This window comes from Cellulophaga omnivescoria, assembly GCF_027915275.1.
Taxonomy (GTDB): Bacteria; Bacteroidota; Bacteroidia; order Flavobacteriales; family Flavobacteriaceae; genus Cellulophaga; species Cellulophaga omnivescoria.
In genome coordinates, this window is record NZ_CP115819.1 from 2,001,797 (window position 1) to 2,021,249 (window position 19,453).

Sequence of the window (19,453 nt, forward strand, 5' to 3'; positions counted from 1 at the left end):
TATGAAAAATGTAAAAAATGTAAGTCGTAGAAGTTTTTTAAAAGGATTAGGTTTGGCTTCAGGCGGATTAATAATTGCTTCTGGAACAACGCTTTTTATTGGCTGTGAACCTAAAGAAGTTGTAGAGTTTAATCCTAATTTATTTGTTCAGCTTAATTCTGATGGTAATCTTATTTTGGTTGCCTCTAGATCAGAAATGGGACAAGGTGTGCGTACGTCTTTAACGTCTGTTATTGCAGATGAAATGGAGGCAGATTGGGATAGAGTAAGTATTAAACAAGCTGTAGGAGATGTTAAGTACGGTGATCAAAATACAGATGGCTCTAAAAGTGTACGTCTTTTGTATGAAGAAATGCGAAAAATTGGAGCCGCTACAAAGGCAGTTTTAATTGCTGCAGCAGCTAAAAAATGGGAGGTTCCTGCATCAGAATTAAAAGCAGAAAACCATTTTGTTATAAGTAATAGTGGTAAAAAAATAGGATTTGGAGAACTTGTAGAAATCGCTAAAACTATAGAAGTTCCCAAAGATGTTGTTTTAAAAGATCCTAAAGATTTTAAATTTATTGGTAAATATTTACCAAGCAAAGATGTAGAAAACTTATCTAACGGAAGTGCTGTTTTTGGTTTAGATAAGCGTTTAGATAATATGAAATTTGCAGCAATAAAACGTTGCCCAGTTACTTTTGGTACAGTAAAATCTTTTGATAAAACTGAAGCCTTAAAAATTGCAGGTGTTATAGATGTTGTAGAAATCCCTAGGGTAGAAAAACCTTTTGGACCATTAGGAGGTGTAGCTGTTGTTGCTACAAATACTTGGGCTGCTTTTAAAGGTAAAGAGGCTTTAAAAGTAGAGTGGGATTTTGGTGCAAATGCTAATTATGATACTGAAGAGTATATGAAACAGATAACAGCTAATGTACAGAAAAAGGGAAAGGTTGCTAAAACGGTAGGTAATGTAGATTCTGCATTTAAATCTGCAACAAAAACTATAGAAAGTACATACCAATTGCCACATTTAGTGCATACACCTATGGAGGTGCCTAATGCTGTTGTTTGGGTACAAGAGAATACGTGCGAAGTTTGGGCTCCAACACAAGAACCACAACGTACAAGAACAGAAGTTAGTGCTTTTTTAGAAACAGATGAAAAAAATGTAACTGTTAATGTTACGTTTTTAGGAGGTGGTTTTGGTAGAAAATCCAAGCCAGATTATGTGGTTGAAGCTGCTGCGGTATCTAAGGCAATTAATGCTCCTGTACAAGTTGTATGGTCACGTGAAGATGATATACAACATGGTTATTACCACACCATTGCAGCACAATATATGAAAGGTAGTTTGGATAAAGACGGAAAAGTAACTGGTTGGTTGCATCGTTTTGCGTTGCCTTCTATAGCGTCTACTTTTGCTCCGGGAACTGTAGATCCTGCTCCTTTTGAAGCTGCTAGTGCTACAAACGTACCTTTTGAGATTCCTAATATGCAGGTAGAAACAGGAGAAGCACCAGCGCATGTTAGAATTGGTTGGATGCGTTCTGTTATAAACATACCACACGGTTTTGCTATTAATGTTTTTGCTGATGAGTTAGCTAATGAAGCAGGAGTAGATCCGCTTGAGTTTAGATTAAATCTTATTGGTAGTGACCGCATTGAAGATACTAAAAATGAATATAAGTATGATACTGCTCGTTTAAAACACGTGCTAAAGCAGGCTGCTAAAAATGCAGATTGGGGTAAAAAATTACCCGAAGGACATGCAATGGGACTTGCAGTGCATTATAGCTTTTTATCTTATGTTGCGTCTGTGGTTGAGGTATCTGTTGTAAATAATAAAGTAAAAGTACACAACATACATTCTGTTATAGATTGTGGTTTGGCTGTAAATAAAAATACAATTACGGCACAAATGGAAGGTGCTGCTATTTTTGGTATGTCTTTAGCCTTTTACGGTAAAATTACAGCTAAAGATGGCGCTATAGAACAAACTAATTTTGGTGATTACCAAATGTTACGTATGCCACAAGCACCAAACATACATATAGAAATTGTAGAAAATAACGAAAAACCAACAGGTGTTGGTGAGCCAGGGGTACCAGTTATTGCACCAGCTATTGTAAATGCAATTTTTAAAGCAACAGGTAATAGATATAGAACATTACCGCTTAAAGATTATAAATTAGTTTAATACACTATAATTAACACAAATTAAAAAAGGGTGATAAGTTTTACAACTTATCCCCTTTTTTTTACTAATAAAAACTAAATCTTATTCCCAAACAACTGGTAAAAACACCGTCATTTCGCTCTCTTTTTCATTATTTCTGTTAGACCATGCATAGTAAGGTACAAATGTAGTGTTGTACTTTTCCCATTGTGGTTTGTTTACTTTGTGATACATTTTATCTGTTTTAGCAGCGTCTTTACGTAATAAAACATTACCTGTTATAGCAGATACACCACCTAAAAAGTCTGGTCTATATTCTGATTTTAATTGAGAAGCATCACCTTTAATAAATACATCTAAAATACTAGTGTTTTTTGGTAAATCTGCAGATTCTACACAATATACAAGCGGACCTCTTTTTATAGCTACTTGATTACGTACTTCTTCAATACGTTCGTGGCCTTCAACAAAATTTATATCTAATGGCATAGCAATGCGTATAACGTCACCTTTTTTCCATTCACGATTAATTATGGCAAATTCACCGGCTTTTACGGTAACACCAGCATCTTTATCATTTACAAAAACTTTTGTGCCTTCTGCCCAATCAGGAATTCTAACAAGCATATCAAAAGGAGTATTTTTACATTCTTGCATTGTTATTTTAACATCTCCATTCCAAGGGTAAGCGGTCTCTTGCTTTAATTTTATTTTAGACCCATCTGTAAGTGTTGTATTTAAAGTGTTGCCTCCATAAAGGTTTACAGCAATACCATTTTTAGATTTACTATATGCCCAACCAGATACTTTTGCAATAGTACGTACCAGGTTTGGAGGACAACAAAAACAGTCTAAATAAGCTTGTCTTGTTGGAAATTCTGTATTCATTTTACTGTAATCTCTAGAGCCGTGTATAACTCTAAGTGGGTTGGCATAGTAATACCTGTCTCCTTCTAAATTAATGCCAGATAAAGCACTGTTGTATAGTACGGTTTCCATAATATCTGCATATTTAGATTCGCCATGTACACCTAACATACGATAGCTAAACATAGAGTTACAAACATTAGCACATGTTTCATTATACGCGGTCATATTAGGCATCATATACTCGTCAATAAAGCCTTCTTCTATCTTATCTCTGTTGGTAGATGCTCCGTAGTGAGTTTGACCCACGGCACCAGTTACATACATTTTTTTTAGTGCAACATTCATCCATAATTTATCTAAAGCATCAATTAAAGCTTGTTCTCCTGTTTCTGCATATACATCTGCTGCGCCTGCATAGTAGTACAATGCTAAAACGGCGTGGCCAACTGCTTCATCAGACTTACGTAAAGGAGTGCGTTCTTGTACCATATCTCCAATAGGATATCCTTTAGTTTCTGGCGTTTCTGCAACTTTATAAGCACCTCTATTGTTTATAAATTTTTCAGCTAACTCTAAATAGCGTTTGTCTTTTGTGGTTCTATACAATTCTACCAAGCCCATTATTTGGGTTTGATTAAAACCAAAACGGCCATAACGCTCATCATCTGTCATAAATAACGAGTATAGTAAATCTGCGTGTTTAACGGCAATTTCTAAAAAATTGGTCTGTCCTGTAATTCTGTAGTGAATACAAGCGCTGGTTAATAAGTGACCAGAATTGTACATTTCATGAAACTTTCTGTTTTCATACCTAGACCTATCTTTGTTTAGTTGTATTTGTGTTTGTAGGTAGCCATCTTTTTCTTGTGCTTTCCCTATAATGTCTATATAGCTATCTATTTCTTTTAGTAAAGCTTCATCTTTGTTTTGTGCATAAACATACATTGTGGCTTCCATAAATTTATAAAAGTCGCCATCATGCCAATGCATTCCTTTGTGCTCACCATCTTTTAAGCCAGCTGCAATTTTAAAGTTGTTAAGTGCGTGGCCTGTATCACCAGTTAATAAACTGCGCATGTACGGAACCATTTTTGTTTCGGCAATTTTAAACTTATCTGCCCAGAAGCCTTCTGTCCATTGGCAATCGCCCATATCTATACTTTTAAAAGCAACATGCGGACTATTAGCATTGTTAATAATACCTGCATTAGAATCTAGATTTAAAGCCAAATCTTTACTTTCTGTATTTGCAGTAACTACCGTGTCTTTTGTTTTTTCTTTTTGGCCGCAGGATGCTAGTACCAGTGCGCTAAACGCCAAAATTGTGATGTGTTTCATATATTAAGTTGAGTTATAGTTAGTTTTCTATTTTTTTATATCCGTTACTTTCTTTTAAAGGGATAGTGTATTGTTCCATTTCTTTTTTAACCATTTCTGGAGTTCTGTAACGGTCCATACGGTCTATGTCATAATTTTCAAAAGACCTTTTAAGCATCCACAAAGGTCGCTGAAGGGTAGATTCCCATTCAAACATTTTTTTAAACATAGATGTTACCTTTTCAGGATGTTTAGATGCTATATTATTTTGTTCTGCAGTGTCTGTAGATAAATCATATAACTCAGCCGGTCTGTCTGCAAATCTTATTAATTTATAGTCGCCTTCTCTATAAGCTAAGCGTACTTCTTTTTTCCAGAATAAAGTATTGTGTGGTCTGCTGTTGTTTTGTCCGTTAATGTATGGCAGTAAGTTAACACCATCTATATCCTTTAAATCTGTAACATTGCCGCCACCTGCTGCGTAAAAAGTAGGAAGTAAGTCTAGTGTGCTTACTGGAAAGTTGTATACAGTTTTAGATTTTATTTGTTTTGGCCAACTTATTAAAAAAGGAACTCTAATGCCGCCTTCTAAATGGTTAGATTTTGTACCGCTTAATGGTAAATTTAATGATGCGTTTTTGTCTGTTGGTCCTCCGTTATCGTTTGAAAAAACAACAATTGTATTTTTGTCTAAACCAAGTTGTTTTAACTTGTTTAAAACAGTGCCACAAGCTCTATCTAAAGCCAAAGTCATAGCGGCTAATTCCTTTCGTTTTCCTGTTAAATTAGGAAATTTATCTAGGTCTTCTTTAGTTGCTTGCATTGGCGTGTGTACCGCATTAAAGGCTAAATAAATAAAAAACGGATTGTCTTTATTTTTTTCAATAAATGATACGGCTTCTTTAGCTAGGGCATCTGTAACATATTCTGTTGGTTCTTGAAAATTACCAAAACCTCTTTCCATTCTGGTATCTGGGTGAGCTTTAGTGACATCTTCATAACCAAAGTAATTACGAGCACCACCTCTAAAACCATAAAACTCATCAAAACCTCTCTTGGTTGGGTGGTAGCGGTCTGCATCACCTAAGTGCCATTTGCCGTACATAGCAGTTTTATAACCTAGTTTTTTTAAATAATCTGCTATGGTTAATTGGTCTAAAGGTAATCCCATATCATCTGCTAAAAATTTAGAGTTGGCGCTCATATAACCAGGAACGTTTATTTCTTCATATCCAAAACGTTGTTGGTATTTACCCGTAATTAACCCAGCTCTAGATGGTCCGCAAGTTGCATCTGTAACGTAACCTTGTGTAAATTTTGCTCCAGATTTTGCTAGTTTATCTAAGTTAGGAGTCTTCATTACTTTACTGCCTTGAAAACCAAAATCTGCGTAACCAGCATCATCAGAAAATAAGAAAATAATATTAGGTTTCTCTTGGGCTTTTACTGTAATTGCTACTGTTAGTAGTAGAATATAAATTATATTTTTTTTCATTTTATTAAAAATCACTGTTAAAAATGAGTGAATTGGAACAAATTAAATGAAAAATACGTTAATGAGATTAATGCATATTACCTTAGTGTAGCATTATTTTAACTTTAAAATATAGTTTTATGTTTAAAATAGAGTTATTTAAACTAAGTGTGTTAGTTGTTAACTTCCATAAATTCTACAGGAGCACCGTTATGTTTTATAAAAGCTACCCGTACACCTTCTCCAGGAGAAAAAGTGTCAACTAAAATATCTTTGCCTTGTAAAGCATCTTCCATATTATCTACAAAATAAGCTACGTGTGGTACAGTGCGCATTAGTTCTGGCATTGGGCTATTAGCATCAAACTTTACCCATTCAATATTATAAGGATCCTTGTCAAATTCTGTATAATGAATTTTTCCAGGCTCGTAAAATCCATCCCAATTTTTTTCTTCTGTAGTAGGTATGCCTATGTGACTAAATTTGTAATCCATAATTTTAAGTTTAACTATTATTGTAATGGCTGAATAAGAAATTGAAAACTATACTCGCCAGATTTTAATGTGTATTTTGGTAATAAGTGAGATAGTGTGCCTCCTAAACCAGTTTGCGCATAGTCTATATTTAGCGTGTAATAACCTTGTGGAGTAAGCTCATACGGATGTTTTGCTTGTTCTATGTTTTCTGATGAATACGGCCAAACAGAAAAACTAAATTTAGGTACACCTACTATTTTAATTCCTCCTTTTTTCCCGTTTGTTAAATTTAGCCAACGCGTTTCTGTTCTGTTACCGTTTTCTTGCGGCATTACATAATTGGTGAACATAGCATCTGTTTTGGTATGGTATTCTCCAATTTCAGAATTTCGTTTACGATCACTATAATTCTCATACGGGCCATTTCCGTAATAACTTGTGTTTTTTAGTTGTTTGTTAATCCCCATTGTTAACCCAATTCTAGTAGGAGCTGGTAAAGATTTACTAGCTTGGGTGTTAAAAGAAATTAGCACAGTAGCATCATTGTAAATAGTATAAGTAGTTGTAAAACTTAGTTTGTTATTTACCTGTTGTTCGCTTATAACTTTAATAGATTTTTCATCTTTTTTACTAATAGTAACTTTAGTTGTTTTAACACTGTCTAAAATATTTTTCCAAAACTGTCTGCCTTCTTTAAGTTTTTTGCTGCTAGCACCTCTAATATCATTATCTATAGGTGGTCTGTAAAAATTTGGTTTTAAAGGAGATATAATTTGTTCTTGTCCTTGGGTTATATAGGAAAATAATTGACCATTTTTTTTAGATATTCCTACCGAAAAATTAGCCCCATTTACTGTAATAGTATTTTTATTTTCTAAAATAGAAATACTTTTTTTAGAGGTAGAAATATGTTTGGTTATAGTGCTCTTTGCTTTAAGTGATAATTGCTCTTTAGCAATTAAATATCCCTTTTTTGCCCACAAACGATCTTTTGTTTCATGTAGTGATAGGCGCAGCCAGTAATCTGAATTATTTTTTAAATTACTTTTATAGGGAATTGTAACTATGGCTGATGAAGCAGCGGCTATGTCTTGACGGGGAAGTTCTCCAGATTCTAACTTTTTTCCGTTTTCATAAACACTCCATTTAATAGTGTATTTATCTAAGTTTGTAAACGTAAATCTGTTTATAATTCTTACTTGCTTGTTTTCTTTATCTGCAGTTTCAAAAACCACAGGCTGAAAAACATATTTTGCTTCCCAAGCGTGTGGGTTAGGTGTGCGGTCTGATGCAAATACGCCGTTTATGCAAAAATTATGGTCATTAGGAGTGTCTCCATAATCACCGCCATAAGCGTAAAAGGTATTGCCATTTGGGTTTTTTTTCTCTAATCCTTGGTCTACCATATCCCAAATAAAACCTCCAATTAAGTTTGGTTTAGTTCTAATAACATCCCAAAACTCACCTAAGCCACCCATAGAATTTCCCATAGCGTGCATATACTCGCACATAATTATGGGTCTGTTTATATGTGCACTGTTTGCAAGATTTTCTAATTGAGATTGATCTGGATACATTCTGCTAATAACGTCTACATAGGCAAGATCTGTTGGGTTTGCCATACTAGGCCAATTGTTAGATGTAAAACCGGCATTTTCTACGTAATTAGGGTTGTTTGGGTCTCCTTGGGCTCCTTCATAATGTATAAATCTAGAGCTGTCATAATCTTTTATCCAGGCAGAAGCTGCCGCAAAAGCGGGGCCAGTACCAGACTCGTTTCCTAGAGACCAAGATATTATACTTGGGTTGTTTTTATCACGCTCTACCATCCGGTAAACTCTACTTAAAATAGGTGCCGTCCATGATGGTGTTTGTGGTATGTAACTACCTAGGTGATGCGTTTCTATATTAGCCTCACTCATAACATAAATGCCATACTCATTGCAAAGCTCTATAAAATACGGGTCGTTTGGGTAGTGAGATGTACGTACAGCATTAAAGTTATATTGCTTAATTAACTCTGCATCTTTACGTAAATCTTCTCGTGTTAATGCTTTTCCTCTTGTTGGGTGGTGGTCGTGTCTATTAACACCCATAAGTTTTACAACTTTTCCGTTAATTAATAGTTCGTTTTTTTTACTGAACTCAACTTTTCTAAAGCCTATTTTCTGACTTCTAGATTCTACTATTTTTCCGTTAGGATCTTTTACATTTAATACTACGGTATATAAATACGGGTTTTCTGCAGACCATTTGTTTGGCATTCTAATATCTGCTTCTAACAAACCAAATTTTGTAATGTCTCGTGCAGGCCATCTTTCATTATAAATTGTGCTAACTGGCACTGTAATTTCTTTGTTTAACACTTGTTTTTTATCAGCATTAAACAACATTGCGGTTATAGTCCAGTCTTTTAAATTCTCTTTATTTTCTTTAACCCAAACTTTAGGTCTAATTTGTAGTTTTGCATTCTCTATATTGGCATCAAACTTAGTTTTAATATAAAAATCGTTAATTGCTATTTTTGGTTGCGCCATTAATAGTACCTCTCGGTGAATACCGCTTAAGCGCCACATATCTTGGTCTTCTAGGTAACTGCCGTCACTCCACCTAAATACTTGTACTGCAACTCTGTTTTTAGCTCCAGGTTTAATGTAGTTTGTTATATTAAATTCTGCTGCTAAGCGACTTCCTTGACTGTAACCTACTTTTTCCCCATTTACCCAAACGTAAAATGCAGAGGATACGCCGCCAAAATGAAGAATTATGGATTGATTGTTCCACTCTTTTGGAACTTCAAAATCTCTATAATAACTACCAACTGGATTATCTCTGTAAATTTTAGGAGGGATAGGAGGTTGTGGTCCTCTCCAGCCGTACTTTAAATTTGGATCTTGTATGTTAGGTGTAAAAGGATATGTAATATTTGTGTAAATGGGTTGACCGTGGCCTTGTAATTCCCAATTGGATGGTACGGGAATAGTTGTAAAGTCTTTGCCATTAAAATTTTTTGCGGTAAAATCTAATGGTCTATCCTCAGATTTAGCAGTATATTTAAATCTCCAAATACCGTTTAAAGACTTTACTCTTGCTTTGTCTCTATTACCTTCTAATGCGTCTGTAACATTTTGGTATGAATAACTGGCAGTACGAGCTACCATTTTGTTGGTCTCGTAAATATGCTCATTCTCCCAATCGTTTTGAGCAACTATAGCTTTGTATAGTAAAAGAGCGACTAAAAATGGGGTTAATTTAATTTTCATAAGTTGTTAATCTTGCACTAAGCTAACTTTAAAACTTCCTTTGCTAATTTCTCCGTTTTCTCTTATTATGTAATATCCGTAACCAGGAATTATTTGTCCGTTTTCTATTTTTTGGTCTACATTACCCACATTAACAATTACACTGGTTCCATTAGAAAATTTAGTGCGTTGTACTTTAAAATCTGAACTTAAATATTCATGGCTTTTCAATTCTGCATAAAATGTTTCTTTATGTATTGGAGCTACTAATTTATTAGCCATTTTAATCATGTTAAACATACCTTCAAATTCATACGGAGCAAAGAAAATAGTTGTTCCTCTTCCAAAAAGTATGCTACGTAATGCTTTTATTCTAAAATCACCATTACTAGTAACTTCATTATCTGGATCTTGTATTTTGCCAAAAGTAGCTATTGCATCATGGTAAACTAGGCTAAATAATGGTGCTTTTTTAGATATGGTAGATAGTGGAGCACTTTCTAAATAGGTCATACCTTCAAACATATCAAAATAAGGAATCCAGGCTTCTTGACCGTGCTCTGTACCGTTTACAAGGTTTAGAGAGTCTATATATTTGGCTAGAGCAATACGGCCCTCTTTCCCTTTTTCTCTGTACGCAGCAAACGTAATATCAGTAATATCTGCTTTTAAGTTTAGTGTTTTTATTTCTTCAGTAATGTGTTTTTTAGCTAAACCTAACTGATATTTACTATCTACACGTGCCCATCTACTATTGGTTTCTTGTAATTTACCATTTGCATCTTTCCACATTAATTCGGTTGAGAAATCTGGATCGTTCTCTAATAATGCAGAGTAGGAGTGGTATGATGAGTATAAGTAACCATATTTGTTGGTTAAGTCTACGGCTTCTCTAAGTTTTTTAGCACCACCAAGCTCATCGCTAATTGGCCAATTATTAGGTACGTAGTTAGAGAACGTGCCCCATGCATGTATAAATGCATTGTCTACGTTTAAAGTGTCGTGTATTGTAGTAATCATATCTTTTAAATCATCAAAAGTAAAAGCCATACCGGGCATATTTACATAATGAGGATAACCGCCATAAATACCAAAATAGATTGCCCCTGGTAGCTTATCTACATCTGGGTTTCTGGCTAGTTTATCTTTTAAAGAAACAAAATGGCCACGTTTTTTAGCTTCTTTTCTGTATTCTTTAGCCATATCTACATAATCTCCTTTAGGAATAAAAGAATATGTTATACCTCCAATTGTTTGGTCTGGCTTAGATATGTCCCATACAGGATCTAAAAACTGTATTCTTTGGTAGGTAGACATTTTGTCCTCTGCATTAAATAAGTACTGACCGTTGTTATTTATATTAAAAAATAGTTTTGGTCTTACGTCATTATCAATAATACCAACTACCGCAGATTTTTTATTGTACGTTCCCCACCATGGCATAGATAAGCCAGTACCGTTATTAAAAAGCTCTAATGTACCAATAGATTTATTGTTATACGTAGTGTCATCCCATTTGCAAAAACGGCCACCATTCATAGGGAAAATATAAGACGGGCAAATAATACCTTGCTTTTGTGGAATTACCGCTGCGCCAATATCTTGGTCTGTTTTTAAACTAAAGTGCCGAGATGGGTACCTAAGATCTATTAACTTATGGTTGCTAGATGTGTAACTTATAATTTCTGCTCTTAGCTTAGATGTTTTGGTGTTTAAGCTTAATTGAGTTTGTATAGTTACGCCTTTGGCTACAGAGCCGTCTTTAAAAGTGGGATTACTAAATGTTATTATAACCGTATTTTTATCTTTTTTGGTAAGTTCTATATTTTTACTGTTAGATATGTTTACTGTTTGCTTAGCTTTTTTACTGTCTAAAAGTGTTAATAAACCAGCTGCATTTTCCCAAGGATCTGGATTCCATATTTGGCCAGAATTTTTCTCGACTACGCTAAAATTACCACTTTTGTTTTCTACAGTTACCTTTATGTTATTGTCCTCTAGAGTTACTGTTTTTTGTGCAAATGAAGCATTAAAAAACAATAAGGTTAATACGGAAAGTGCTGTAATTTTTATTCTTATTTTCATAGTATAGTCTTGTTGTGGTTTATAAATATGCTTCAATTTCTTCCTTAATACTTTTAAAATGATTTGCTAAACCGTTAAAATCTTTGTTTTTAATAAGCTCTTTGTCTAATAATGAGCTGCCCATGCCAACTCCTGTAGCGCCAGCAGCAAAAAAAGATTTTATATTTTCTTTTGTTACTCCGCCTGTTGGTAGCAGTTTTATTTTGTTTAGTGGAGCTAAAACATCTTTTATGTAAGTAGGGCCTAATTGCGTTGCAGGAAATATTTTAACGGCAGAAGCACCTAAAGACCAAGCTTTGTAAACTTCAGTTGGAGTAAAAGCACCAGGGAAAATAGGAATTTTGTCTGCTACGGCTTTTTTTATTACTTCTTCATTTATTATTGGTGTTACTATAAACTGAGAACCAGCTGTAACAGCCGTATTGTAATCTTCTATTGTGCAAACAGTACCCGCGCCAACATTTAAATTAGGAAAATTAGATTGTATTGTTGCAATAATATCTGCTGCGCCAACAGTGTTCATTGTTATTTCTATAGTAGACAAACCAGCTGTAATATATGCTTTTGCGATACCTACAACTGTCTCTAAAGGTAAGCCTCTTACAATACCTACAATAGGAGCTTTATTATATAGTTTCCAATTAAAAGGTTTATTTGTTGTCATACTGTAATAAAATTTTCTTTTGACCTAACAATAGAGCATTCTCTAATACTTTATCATCTAAGAGAATTAATTGTTTTGGATTAATTATTTGTTTTAACGCTAACTTATATAGGCTAAAAACTGGGTCTGGAGCCACTAAAAATATGTTTTCTGTAGTTTGCTGTAAGTAGCTAATTTCATCGCCAATTAAAAGTCCACTTAAAAAATAATAGTTTTCTTCTTTTGTTTTTGTTTGAAGTAAATCTTTAGCTCTAATTGAAAATAAACTAGCACTTAATTGCCCTTGCAATCCAAGTGAAACGCCTTCTAAGAAAGGTTTCTCTAATACAGTTGACGAGCTAGTACTAACCGAATTAACTAAAATGCTTTTTTTAGAAAGCACCTCAAATAACTCACCAGTCATATAGTTTTTTAGTTCTGTGTAAACTTCATTATTGTATGTAATGTGTTTGCTGTGTGTTCCGGGTAGTAAAAGAATCCCTTTTTTGTATTCTTTTAATTCTTGTTCTAATCCTATGGCTTGTATTTCTTCGCCACGCATCATTCCAGAACTAGTTTTTGCGCCAGAAATTAAAAGTATTTCTAAATTATTTTTTAAAACTAAATGCTTCCAAATTAAATTATTTCCGCAAGCATTAAGAGGAAAATCTGCATAGTTAAGCTCAAATAAACCAATATTAGCAGATGCCATACCTGCAGCAACAATTATATGTTTTTGGTGTTCTTTAGGCAAATTAGATATCTGTTCTTTTAAGTAGTCTGCAAAAAATAGAGTTTGTTCCTTATCACTTTGCTTTAAAAATTTTTCATAAAGCAATTTTATACCACAATATGTTTTGTGTTCTGCTAAAATTGTTAATGTAGTTGTTTCTACAACTCGTAATCTAAAATTAGAAGTTCCCCAATCACAGCTAATAAAGTAGTTTGGTAATGCCATTTAGTTTAGTGCTTTTGTGACTCTTTTTTTAATTAAGTAATCATCTAACGCATAGGTAGAACAGTCTACGCCAATACCACTATTTTTAACACCACCATGTGGCAAGTAAATATCGTACTTTACTCCGTTTAATTGCACTTCTCCAAACTCTAGTTTATCAGAAAAGTATTGAAGAGTTTCTTCGTTCTTAGAAAACACATAAGAGGCCAAACCTGCATCTGTATTATTTGCGTATTCTATAACTTCTTCTTTAGTAGAAAAAGGAACAATAGTAGCTACTGGTCCAAAAATTTCTTCTTGTAAAATTGGAGCTTCAGGGTTATTTAGACTTACTACAGTAGGTTCAAAATAATAACCAGGTTGCTCTAACGCTTTTCCTCCACATTCTATTTTGCCGCCTTCTGCTACTGCTTGTTTTAGTATGCGTTCTACTTTTGTTACAGATTGTTTGTTGGTTAATGGACCCATTTCTGGTTTGTTTTCTTTACCAAAACCAATGGTTGTGTTTTTAAATTTTTCAACCATACCTTCTGTAAACTCTTTAAGAACAGAAGTGTGTATGTAAAACCTGTTTGGAGCAACACATATTTGCCCTGTGTTTCCAACCTTTAATGCAGCGCCTATATTTATGGCTAACTCTAAATCTGCATCGTCAAAAACAATAAAAGGAGCATTGCCGCCACACTCCATACTGTATCTTTTTATAGATGTTTTACTACTTTGTTCTATTAACTTTTGTGCTGTTTCTGTAGAGCCAATCATAGTAATTAGTCTCGGTATTTTACTTTCGCATAAAGGTATGCCTACGTTAGAAACATCACCACAAATTACAGTAACTACACCTTTTGGAAAATTAATCTCGTGACAAATTTCTCCTATAATGTATGCGGATAAAGGTGAGAATTCTGATGGTTTTAGTATAATGCTGCAACCAGCTGCCAGTGCTGGACCAAGTTTAAAGCCTAGATTTAATAGTGGAAAATTGTAAGCTAAAAAAGCAACAGCAACACCTAGTGGTTGTGAAACAATATGGTGTTTATGAGTACCATCTTTATCTTCTATTTCTATATTGGTACGTTTTACAATTTCTTCTGAGTAATATTTTAGTGAATTTGTAATACTTGTAAGGTCTTCTTCGCTTCCTTCCCAAGTTTTTCCCATTTCATGCATAATACTACTGCGTAGTAAATCGCTATTTTCTATTATTTTAGTTCTTAATTTGTCTATCCAGTTTAAACGTTCGGTTATAGGTAGGTTAGACCAGTATTTAAAACCTTCCTCAGCGGTTTCTAATGCATACTCAGTATCTTCTTTGCTTGCCCAAGCAAGGTGAGCAACAGCTTTTTCATCAGCAGGGCATATTACATCAAAAGATGCTCCATTAGAAGCATCTCTTAACTCGCCATTTATGTACAGTTTTTTATTACCGAATTTCAAATCTTTTTTCATTGTAGTGTGTTTCTTTATCAAGGTATTTTTCTAACTCATCCATATTTACATCTACACCTAAACCAGGAGTGTTAGGAACGCATAATAGTCCGTTATTAATGGTAAGGTCGCACTTTGTAACAATATCTCTTAGGGCATTTTCAGATCTGTCTAATTCCATAGTTGGCAGATCGTTATACATTCGGCCTGGGTTTTTGTCTAGGTTGCCAACAAAATGGGCGGCAGCACTAATTGCAATCCAAGTGCCCCAAGAATGTGGTACAATATCTTTATTAAATACTTGAGCTAAGGTTGCAATTCGTTTGGCTTCTGTTAAGCCCCCAGACGCACAAATATCTGGCTGAGCAATATCTACGCATTCGTTTTCTAAAAGTCGTTTAAAACCAAACTTTAGATACTCACATTCGCCACCGGCAATAGGAATAGACGTGCTTTTTCTTAGTTTTTTATAACCTTCATAATCTTCTGGAGAAACGGGCTCTTCAAACCAAGAAATATTATACTTCTCTACTTTTCGGCAAAGTTCTATTGCTTCTTGATAACTGTAAGCGTGGTTTGCATCAATCATCAATCTAATGTCATCTCCAATAGCTTTTCTAATTGCGGCTACATACTTTACATCTTCATTAATACTTAAGCCAACTTTCATTTTTATTGCTTTAAAACCTTGAGATTTATAGAGTTTGGCTTCGTTTATTAAAACTTTTTCTAGGTCATCTACTCGTGTAAAATATAAGCCAGTAGCATATGGTTGTATGGTAGGGTTTTTTAAACCGCCTAAAAGCACTGCAACGGATTTATTTAGTAGTTTTCCCTTAATGTCCCACAAGGCAACATCAATAGCGCTTAAAGCAGCTTGTAAACTTCCACTTCTGGCGTAATCCATAGATCTTCGGTACATTTCTTGCCATAATACCTCGTTTTCTATAGCCTTTTTGCCTACAATAAAAGGTTTAAAAAATTCTATACCGGCTTTAATTACACCCGCAGGGCCATAGCCTTCTCCCCAGCCATATGTTCCGTCTTCTAATGTAATTTTAACTAGGCATATTTTTCTGGTGTTGTATTGCCATTGCGAAAAATAAAAGGGTGTATCCAACTCGTGGCTAATTACGTAAGGCTCTATGTTTTTTATTTTCATACCAAAGTGGATTTTTAGACACCTAAGAGATTTGATAAACAATTAGGGGTGTATTTTTATAATTATGGTTAATGTGTGTTACAATCTAATAATTGGCATATCCTAAAATGCATATAGCAGTTATAAGTATTGCTAGGCCTCCCATTAATAGTTTAAAAGGACCATTAGCATTTTTCCATTCGCCTGCTCTATATGCCCAAAAATTACTTATTATAAGAGCTAAACCTAGTAGAATTGGCCAGCCAATAACAGGACCTAAATCTCCCATTAAGGCTGCGCCTTGCCCGTATACACCAAGAGCAGCAAACCAGAATATCCCAGTAGCAATTGCCCATATGTATGCTTTTTTGCTGTTTTTTACTTTAAAAGAGCTCCAAGTGTTATTTTTAACTAATCTAAAAATTGCATAGCCACCATTCATTGCAAAAGCGCCAATTAAAACAACAACCCATGAAGCTAAACTTGCATTTTGTGTGCTAACATCATAATTATCTACGGCTATTTTTGCTACAGGAGCTGCATTAGAAAAACCTACATTTAAAAATGCAGATAAAACACCAGATGCAACTGCAATTAAGACACCCAGTTTTATAGATTTGTTAGTTGTGTTAGAATCGTTACTGCTTTTAAGTTTATCTCTTTTAACACCAGCAACAGCTGTAACGGCCACACCAATTAAAAGTAAAAGTACGCCTGTTAAAATAATAGGAAAAGAAGGTTCCGAAAATGCACCTTCAATTTGAAATAGCGGAATAATGCACCCCATAGAAGCAGCTAGTCCCATAACTATACCGTATGTAATAGATATTCCTGTTTTTTCTACACTAACACCAAAAAGAATACCTCCAATTCCCCATAAAAAGCCGTATAATGCAGCGGTCCAGAACGTGCTAGAATCTGTAGCTGTAATAACGCTATACAAATCTGGAATTACAATAAATGCCCAGATTACAGGAACTGCAATCATAGCAACAAAAGATTGTATTAGCCACCAAGCTTCCCATTTTAATGGTGCTATGTATTTCATTCCTAGTCCAAAAGTTCCTTGAAAAAAGCTCGCAAATATGACTAAGATAATTGCTAATGAATAAGTGTTCATTTAATGAGTGGTTTTTGTGATAGTTGATTTGAATAATGAAGCGCAAATAATTTACTTTTCATTTGTATATCACAAAGAAACCTTAATATAGAATGTGATTATTGAAGAATTTTACCTTACAGCAGCACTATTTTACCCTTTAAGCACAAAATTGACAATTGAGTTAGTTGTTAAAAAATGTATATGCTATAAAAACCATTAATCCGCCAGATAAAGAAACAATTGCGGTTAACAGGCTAAAGGATTTTAGCAGTTTTGGGACTGTTATATGATGTATTTCTTTAAATAGCCAAAAGAAACTGCTATTTACGTGTATAACTCCTAATGAACCTGTACAAATTGCAGCAGTTGTAAAGGTAGGATCCAGTGTGTCATTACTAATTAGTGGTGCAACTATAGATGCAGTAGTTATTAGTGAAACGGTAATGGAGCCAGTTACAGTTGTAAAAAGCATGCTAAGTAAAAATGGCACAATTATACCCATTGAAGAGATAGAGTCTGTGTTTGAGAAAAGGGAGCTAACAATACCAGTATCTTTTATAACCTGACCAAAAGCGCCGCCTGTGCCTGTAATTAAAATAACTATAGCGGTTTTAGCGCCAGCTGTATTTAAGTATGAATTTAACTTAGTAGAAAATGATTTTTTTTCTAGTAGCGGTAATGCAAAAATAATCCCTATTAACAGTGCCCAAATGGGGTTTTTAATGAACGCGACAAAGGCGTTTTCTTGTTTTATTATTGTACCAACAGACATTAATACAAGAGGTATAAGTAGGGCTGCAAAAGGTAGAATTTTTTTGTATCCTGTTAGTTTCTTTTTTGTAGTGCTCTGCAGCTTATTGGTATCTATATTATTGCTAGTTTGTAAATTTTTTTTATTGATTTTTAGCCACATTAAACACCCAGCTATAGCGGCAATAGCTACAATAACGTTTAAGGGTATAATTTTACCTACACTTATATTAAATGCGGATGCCACTGCTAATGGCCCTGGTGTTGGTGGTATTAGAGCGTGCGCCACAGTTAAGCTAATTGCTAAGGAGAGGCCTAGTACTAATATGGAGTGTCCTGACTTTTTTGACAATACGTGCAATGTGGGTAGTAGTGTTAAGTAAGCAACATCCATAAAAACTGGTATTCCTATTAAAAAGCCTATTATGGCCATACTTAGGGGTAAATACTTTGTGCCAAAGAGGGCTATAATACTATCGGCTATTAAGTCAGATCCTCCGGTGTTAGACAAAATCTCTCCAAGTAAGGCTCCAAATAAAATTATTAGACCAATCCATTTTAAGGTGTTTCCAAAACCATTTAAAAGGCTTTCTGTTACGCTTGTTACGTTACCGCCTGTTGCTAAGCCAAGTAATAGTCCAAAAACAAGTAAAGCGGGTATGGGATGAACCTTAAATACAGTAACGGCTATAATTAATAAAGCAATACAAACAGTTAGCGTAATTAAAGCGAGCATAGTGAGGTGTGGTTATAAATAATAAAACAAAAATAGGCGTAATATTTCTTTAATTGTGCAACGTATTTACCTGTTAGTAGCATTATACTACCATTTTAAATTAGAGTGGTTATTTTTTTGTTATACTTTTCCATATACTCAGATGGTGTAACTTTCATTAATGCTTTAAATTGCCTGTTAAAGTTAGTGAGTGTATTAAACCCAGATTGGTAGCAGACTGTAGAAATTTGCATTTCCCCCTCTATTAAAAGTTTGCAAGCGTGCCTTAATCTAATTTCATTAAGGTATTGCGTAAAAGATTTATGGGTTCTTTTTTTAAAGTATCTGCAAAAGGCATTTGGAGTCATAAAAGCAATAGAGGCAACTTCTTCTAGCTCTATTTTTTTGTCAAAATTTTCAGTTAAAAATAAAATTACTCTTGCCATACGGTCTTTTTCGTTTTTGTTGTATGTGTTTGTTATAACCTCTGAGCATAAAGGTTTATAGTTTTCACTTACAGATAAAATATCTAAAATTTTTAACAAGCCAATTATTCTAGATAAGCCTTTGTTCCCCACTAAACCTAGTATGTGGTTATGAGCTAAGTATGTTGCAGCCTTAGAAAATTGAAGCCCCATATTGGCCTTTTTAAAAAGAACTTGTAATTTTTTTGCTTCTGCCAAATCTAAAAAATCAGATCCTAAAAAATCATTTTCAAATTTAATAACTATAAGGTTTACGGCTTCGTCTTCTAGCTTGTCTGCATAATATTCTTTATGGTTTTTAAATAAGTGTGGTACGTTGCTTCCTATTAAATACAATTCCCCTGGCGCAAAATTTCCTATAGAGTTGCCAACATAACGAGTGCCTGTGCTTTTTATAAAATAGATAAGTTCTAGCTCTTTATGAAAATGCCAATTTTGCTCAATGCAAGGCATTCTATCTTGGCGAGCTAGGAAAGAGTTTTCAGGCCTTTTCTCTGTTTGTTTGTATGTTAACTTCATAGCAGTTTAATTTAATTTCGTAATAAAAAAATAAGTTTTTATTTCTGAAGTGGTTATAAATATAAAAAATTAACCTGATATATGTTA

13 protein-coding genes are annotated in these 19,453 nt (G+C 34.2%); 1 reads left to right on the top strand and 12 read right to left on the bottom strand.

Annotated elements, in window-relative coordinates:
* Window position 1 precedes the first annotated feature (1 nt).
* Window positions 2–2,182, top strand: coding sequence for a xanthine dehydrogenase family protein molybdopterin-binding subunit (locus PBN93_RS08900; RefSeq protein WP_077401638.1), 2,181 nt, complete (start codon window positions 2–4; stop codon window positions 2,180–2,182).
* 81 nt (window positions 2,183–2,263) lie between these two features.
* Here PBN93_RS08900 and PBN93_RS08905 read toward each other — a convergent pair whose 3' ends face one another.
* The 12 genes from PBN93_RS08905 to PBN93_RS08960 form a co-directional block, all read right to left on the bottom strand.
* Window positions 2,264–4,369: a glycoside hydrolase family 127 protein gene (locus PBN93_RS08905; RefSeq protein ID WP_271080478.1), complete on the bottom strand. Its 2,106-nt coding sequence runs from the start codon at window positions 4,367–4,369 to the stop codon at window positions 2,264–2,266.
* Window positions 4,370–4,388: 19 nt separating this feature from the next.
* The gene (locus tag PBN93_RS08910) at window positions 4,389–5,843 is read right to left on the bottom strand and encodes a sulfatase (protein ID WP_077401644.1); all 1,455 of its coding nucleotides are present in this window, start codon (window positions 5,841–5,843) and stop codon (window positions 4,389–4,391) included.
* Between the two features lie 152 nt (window positions 5,844–5,995).
* Entirely contained in the window at window positions 5,996–6,316 is a 321-nt protein-coding gene (locus PBN93_RS08915; protein WP_077401647.1) for a VOC family protein, read from the bottom strand.
* Window positions 6,317–6,333: 17 nt separating this feature from the next.
* Window positions 6,334–9,561, bottom strand: coding sequence for a glycoside hydrolase family 2 TIM barrel-domain containing protein (locus PBN93_RS08920; protein WP_271080479.1), 3,228 nt, complete (start codon window positions 9,559–9,561; stop codon window positions 6,334–6,336).
* Window positions 9,562–9,567: 6 nt separating this feature from the next.
* Complete coding sequence (locus PBN93_RS08925) at window positions 9,568–11,625, bottom strand: DUF5696 domain-containing protein (RefSeq protein ID WP_271080480.1); 2,058 nt, start codon at window positions 11,623–11,625, stop codon at window positions 9,568–9,570.
* 19 nt (window positions 11,626–11,644) lie between these two features.
* On the bottom strand, window positions 11,645–12,289 hold the full coding sequence (locus PBN93_RS08930; protein ID WP_271080481.1) for a bifunctional 4-hydroxy-2-oxoglutarate aldolase/2-dehydro-3-deoxy-phosphogluconate aldolase: 645 nt from the start codon (window positions 12,287–12,289) through the stop codon (window positions 11,645–11,647).
* The gene (locus PBN93_RS08935; protein WP_271080482.1) at window positions 12,276–13,226 is read right to left on the bottom strand and encodes a 2-dehydro-3-deoxygalactonokinase; all 951 of its coding nucleotides are present in this window, start codon (window positions 13,224–13,226) and stop codon (window positions 12,276–12,278) included. Before PBN93_RS08935 ends, PBN93_RS08930 begins: the two co-directional genes overlap by 14 nt.
* Entirely contained in the window at window positions 13,227–14,675 is a 1,449-nt protein-coding gene (locus tag PBN93_RS08940) for an aldehyde dehydrogenase family protein (protein WP_271080483.1), read from the bottom strand.
* Window positions 14,650–15,816: a mandelate racemase/muconate lactonizing enzyme family protein gene (locus tag PBN93_RS08945; protein WP_077401663.1), complete on the bottom strand. Its 1,167-nt coding sequence runs from the start codon at window positions 15,814–15,816 to the stop codon at window positions 14,650–14,652. The genes PBN93_RS08940 and PBN93_RS08945 overlap by 26 nt, the downstream gene beginning before the upstream one ends.
* Before the next feature lie 85 nt (window positions 15,817–15,901).
* Window positions 15,902–16,915 carry an L-rhamnose/proton symporter RhaT gene (locus PBN93_RS08950; protein ID WP_077401666.1) on the bottom strand — a complete coding sequence of 338 codons (1,014 nt, stop codon included), beginning with the start codon at window positions 16,913–16,915 and terminating at the stop codon, window positions 15,902–15,904.
* Window positions 16,916–17,078: 163 nt separating this feature from the next.
* A complete protein-coding gene (locus tag PBN93_RS08955) occupies window positions 17,079–18,383 on the bottom strand; it encodes a GntP family permease (protein WP_271080484.1) in 1,305 nt (434 codons plus the stop codon).
* Between the two features lie 95 nt (window positions 18,384–18,478).
* Window positions 18,479–19,366 (bottom strand): AraC family transcriptional regulator, encoded by an 888-nt coding sequence (locus PBN93_RS08960; protein ID WP_077401672.1) that lies wholly within the window; start codon window positions 19,364–19,366, stop codon window positions 18,479–18,481.
* Window positions 19,367–19,453: the final 87 nt, after the last annotated feature.

What these genes read in the sequence shown, in the direction of transcription:
- PBN93_RS08900 (WP_077401638.1), top strand. Translation starts at nt 2, where the DNA reads ATGAAAAATGTAAAAAATGTAAGTCGTAGAAGTTTTTTAAAAGGATTA.
- PBN93_RS08905 (WP_271080478.1), bottom strand. Translation starts at nt 4,369, where the DNA reads ATGAAACACATCACAATTTTGGCGTTTAGCGCACTGGTACTAGCATCC.
- PBN93_RS08910 (WP_077401644.1), bottom strand. Translation starts at nt 5,843, where the DNA reads ATGAAAAAAAATATAATTTATATTCTACTACTAACAGTAGCAATTACA.
- PBN93_RS08915 (WP_077401647.1), bottom strand. Translation starts at nt 6,316, where the DNA reads ATGGATTACAAATTTAGTCACATAGGCATACCTACTACAGAAGAAAAA.
- PBN93_RS08920 (WP_271080479.1), bottom strand. Translation starts at nt 9,561, where the DNA reads ATGAAAATTAAATTAACCCCATTTTTAGTCGCTCTTTTACTATACAAA.
- PBN93_RS08925 (WP_271080480.1), bottom strand. Translation starts at nt 11,625, where the DNA reads ATGAAAATAAGAATAAAAATTACAGCACTTTCCGTATTAACCTTATTG.
- PBN93_RS08930 (WP_271080481.1), bottom strand. Translation starts at nt 12,289, where the DNA reads ATGACAACAAATAAACCTTTTAATTGGAAACTATATAATAAAGCTCCT.
- PBN93_RS08935 (WP_271080482.1), bottom strand. Translation starts at nt 13,226, where the DNA reads ATGGCATTACCAAACTACTTTATTAGCTGTGATTGGGGAACTTCTAAT.
- PBN93_RS08940 (WP_271080483.1), bottom strand. Translation starts at nt 14,675, where the DNA reads ATGAAAAAAGATTTGAAATTCGGTAATAAAAAACTGTACATAAATGGC.
- PBN93_RS08945 (WP_077401663.1), bottom strand. Translation starts at nt 15,816, where the DNA reads ATGAAAATAAAAAACATAGAGCCTTACGTAATTAGCCACGAGTTGGAT.
- PBN93_RS08950 (WP_077401666.1), bottom strand. Translation starts at nt 16,915, where the DNA reads ATGAACACTTATTCATTAGCAATTATCTTAGTCATATTTGCGAGCTTT.
- PBN93_RS08955 (WP_271080484.1), bottom strand. Translation starts at nt 18,383, where the DNA reads ATGCTCGCTTTAATTACGCTAACTGTTTGTATTGCTTTATTAATTATA.
- PBN93_RS08960 (WP_077401672.1), bottom strand. Translation starts at nt 19,366, where the DNA reads ATGAAGTTAACATACAAACAAACAGAGAAAAGGCCTGAAAACTCTTTC.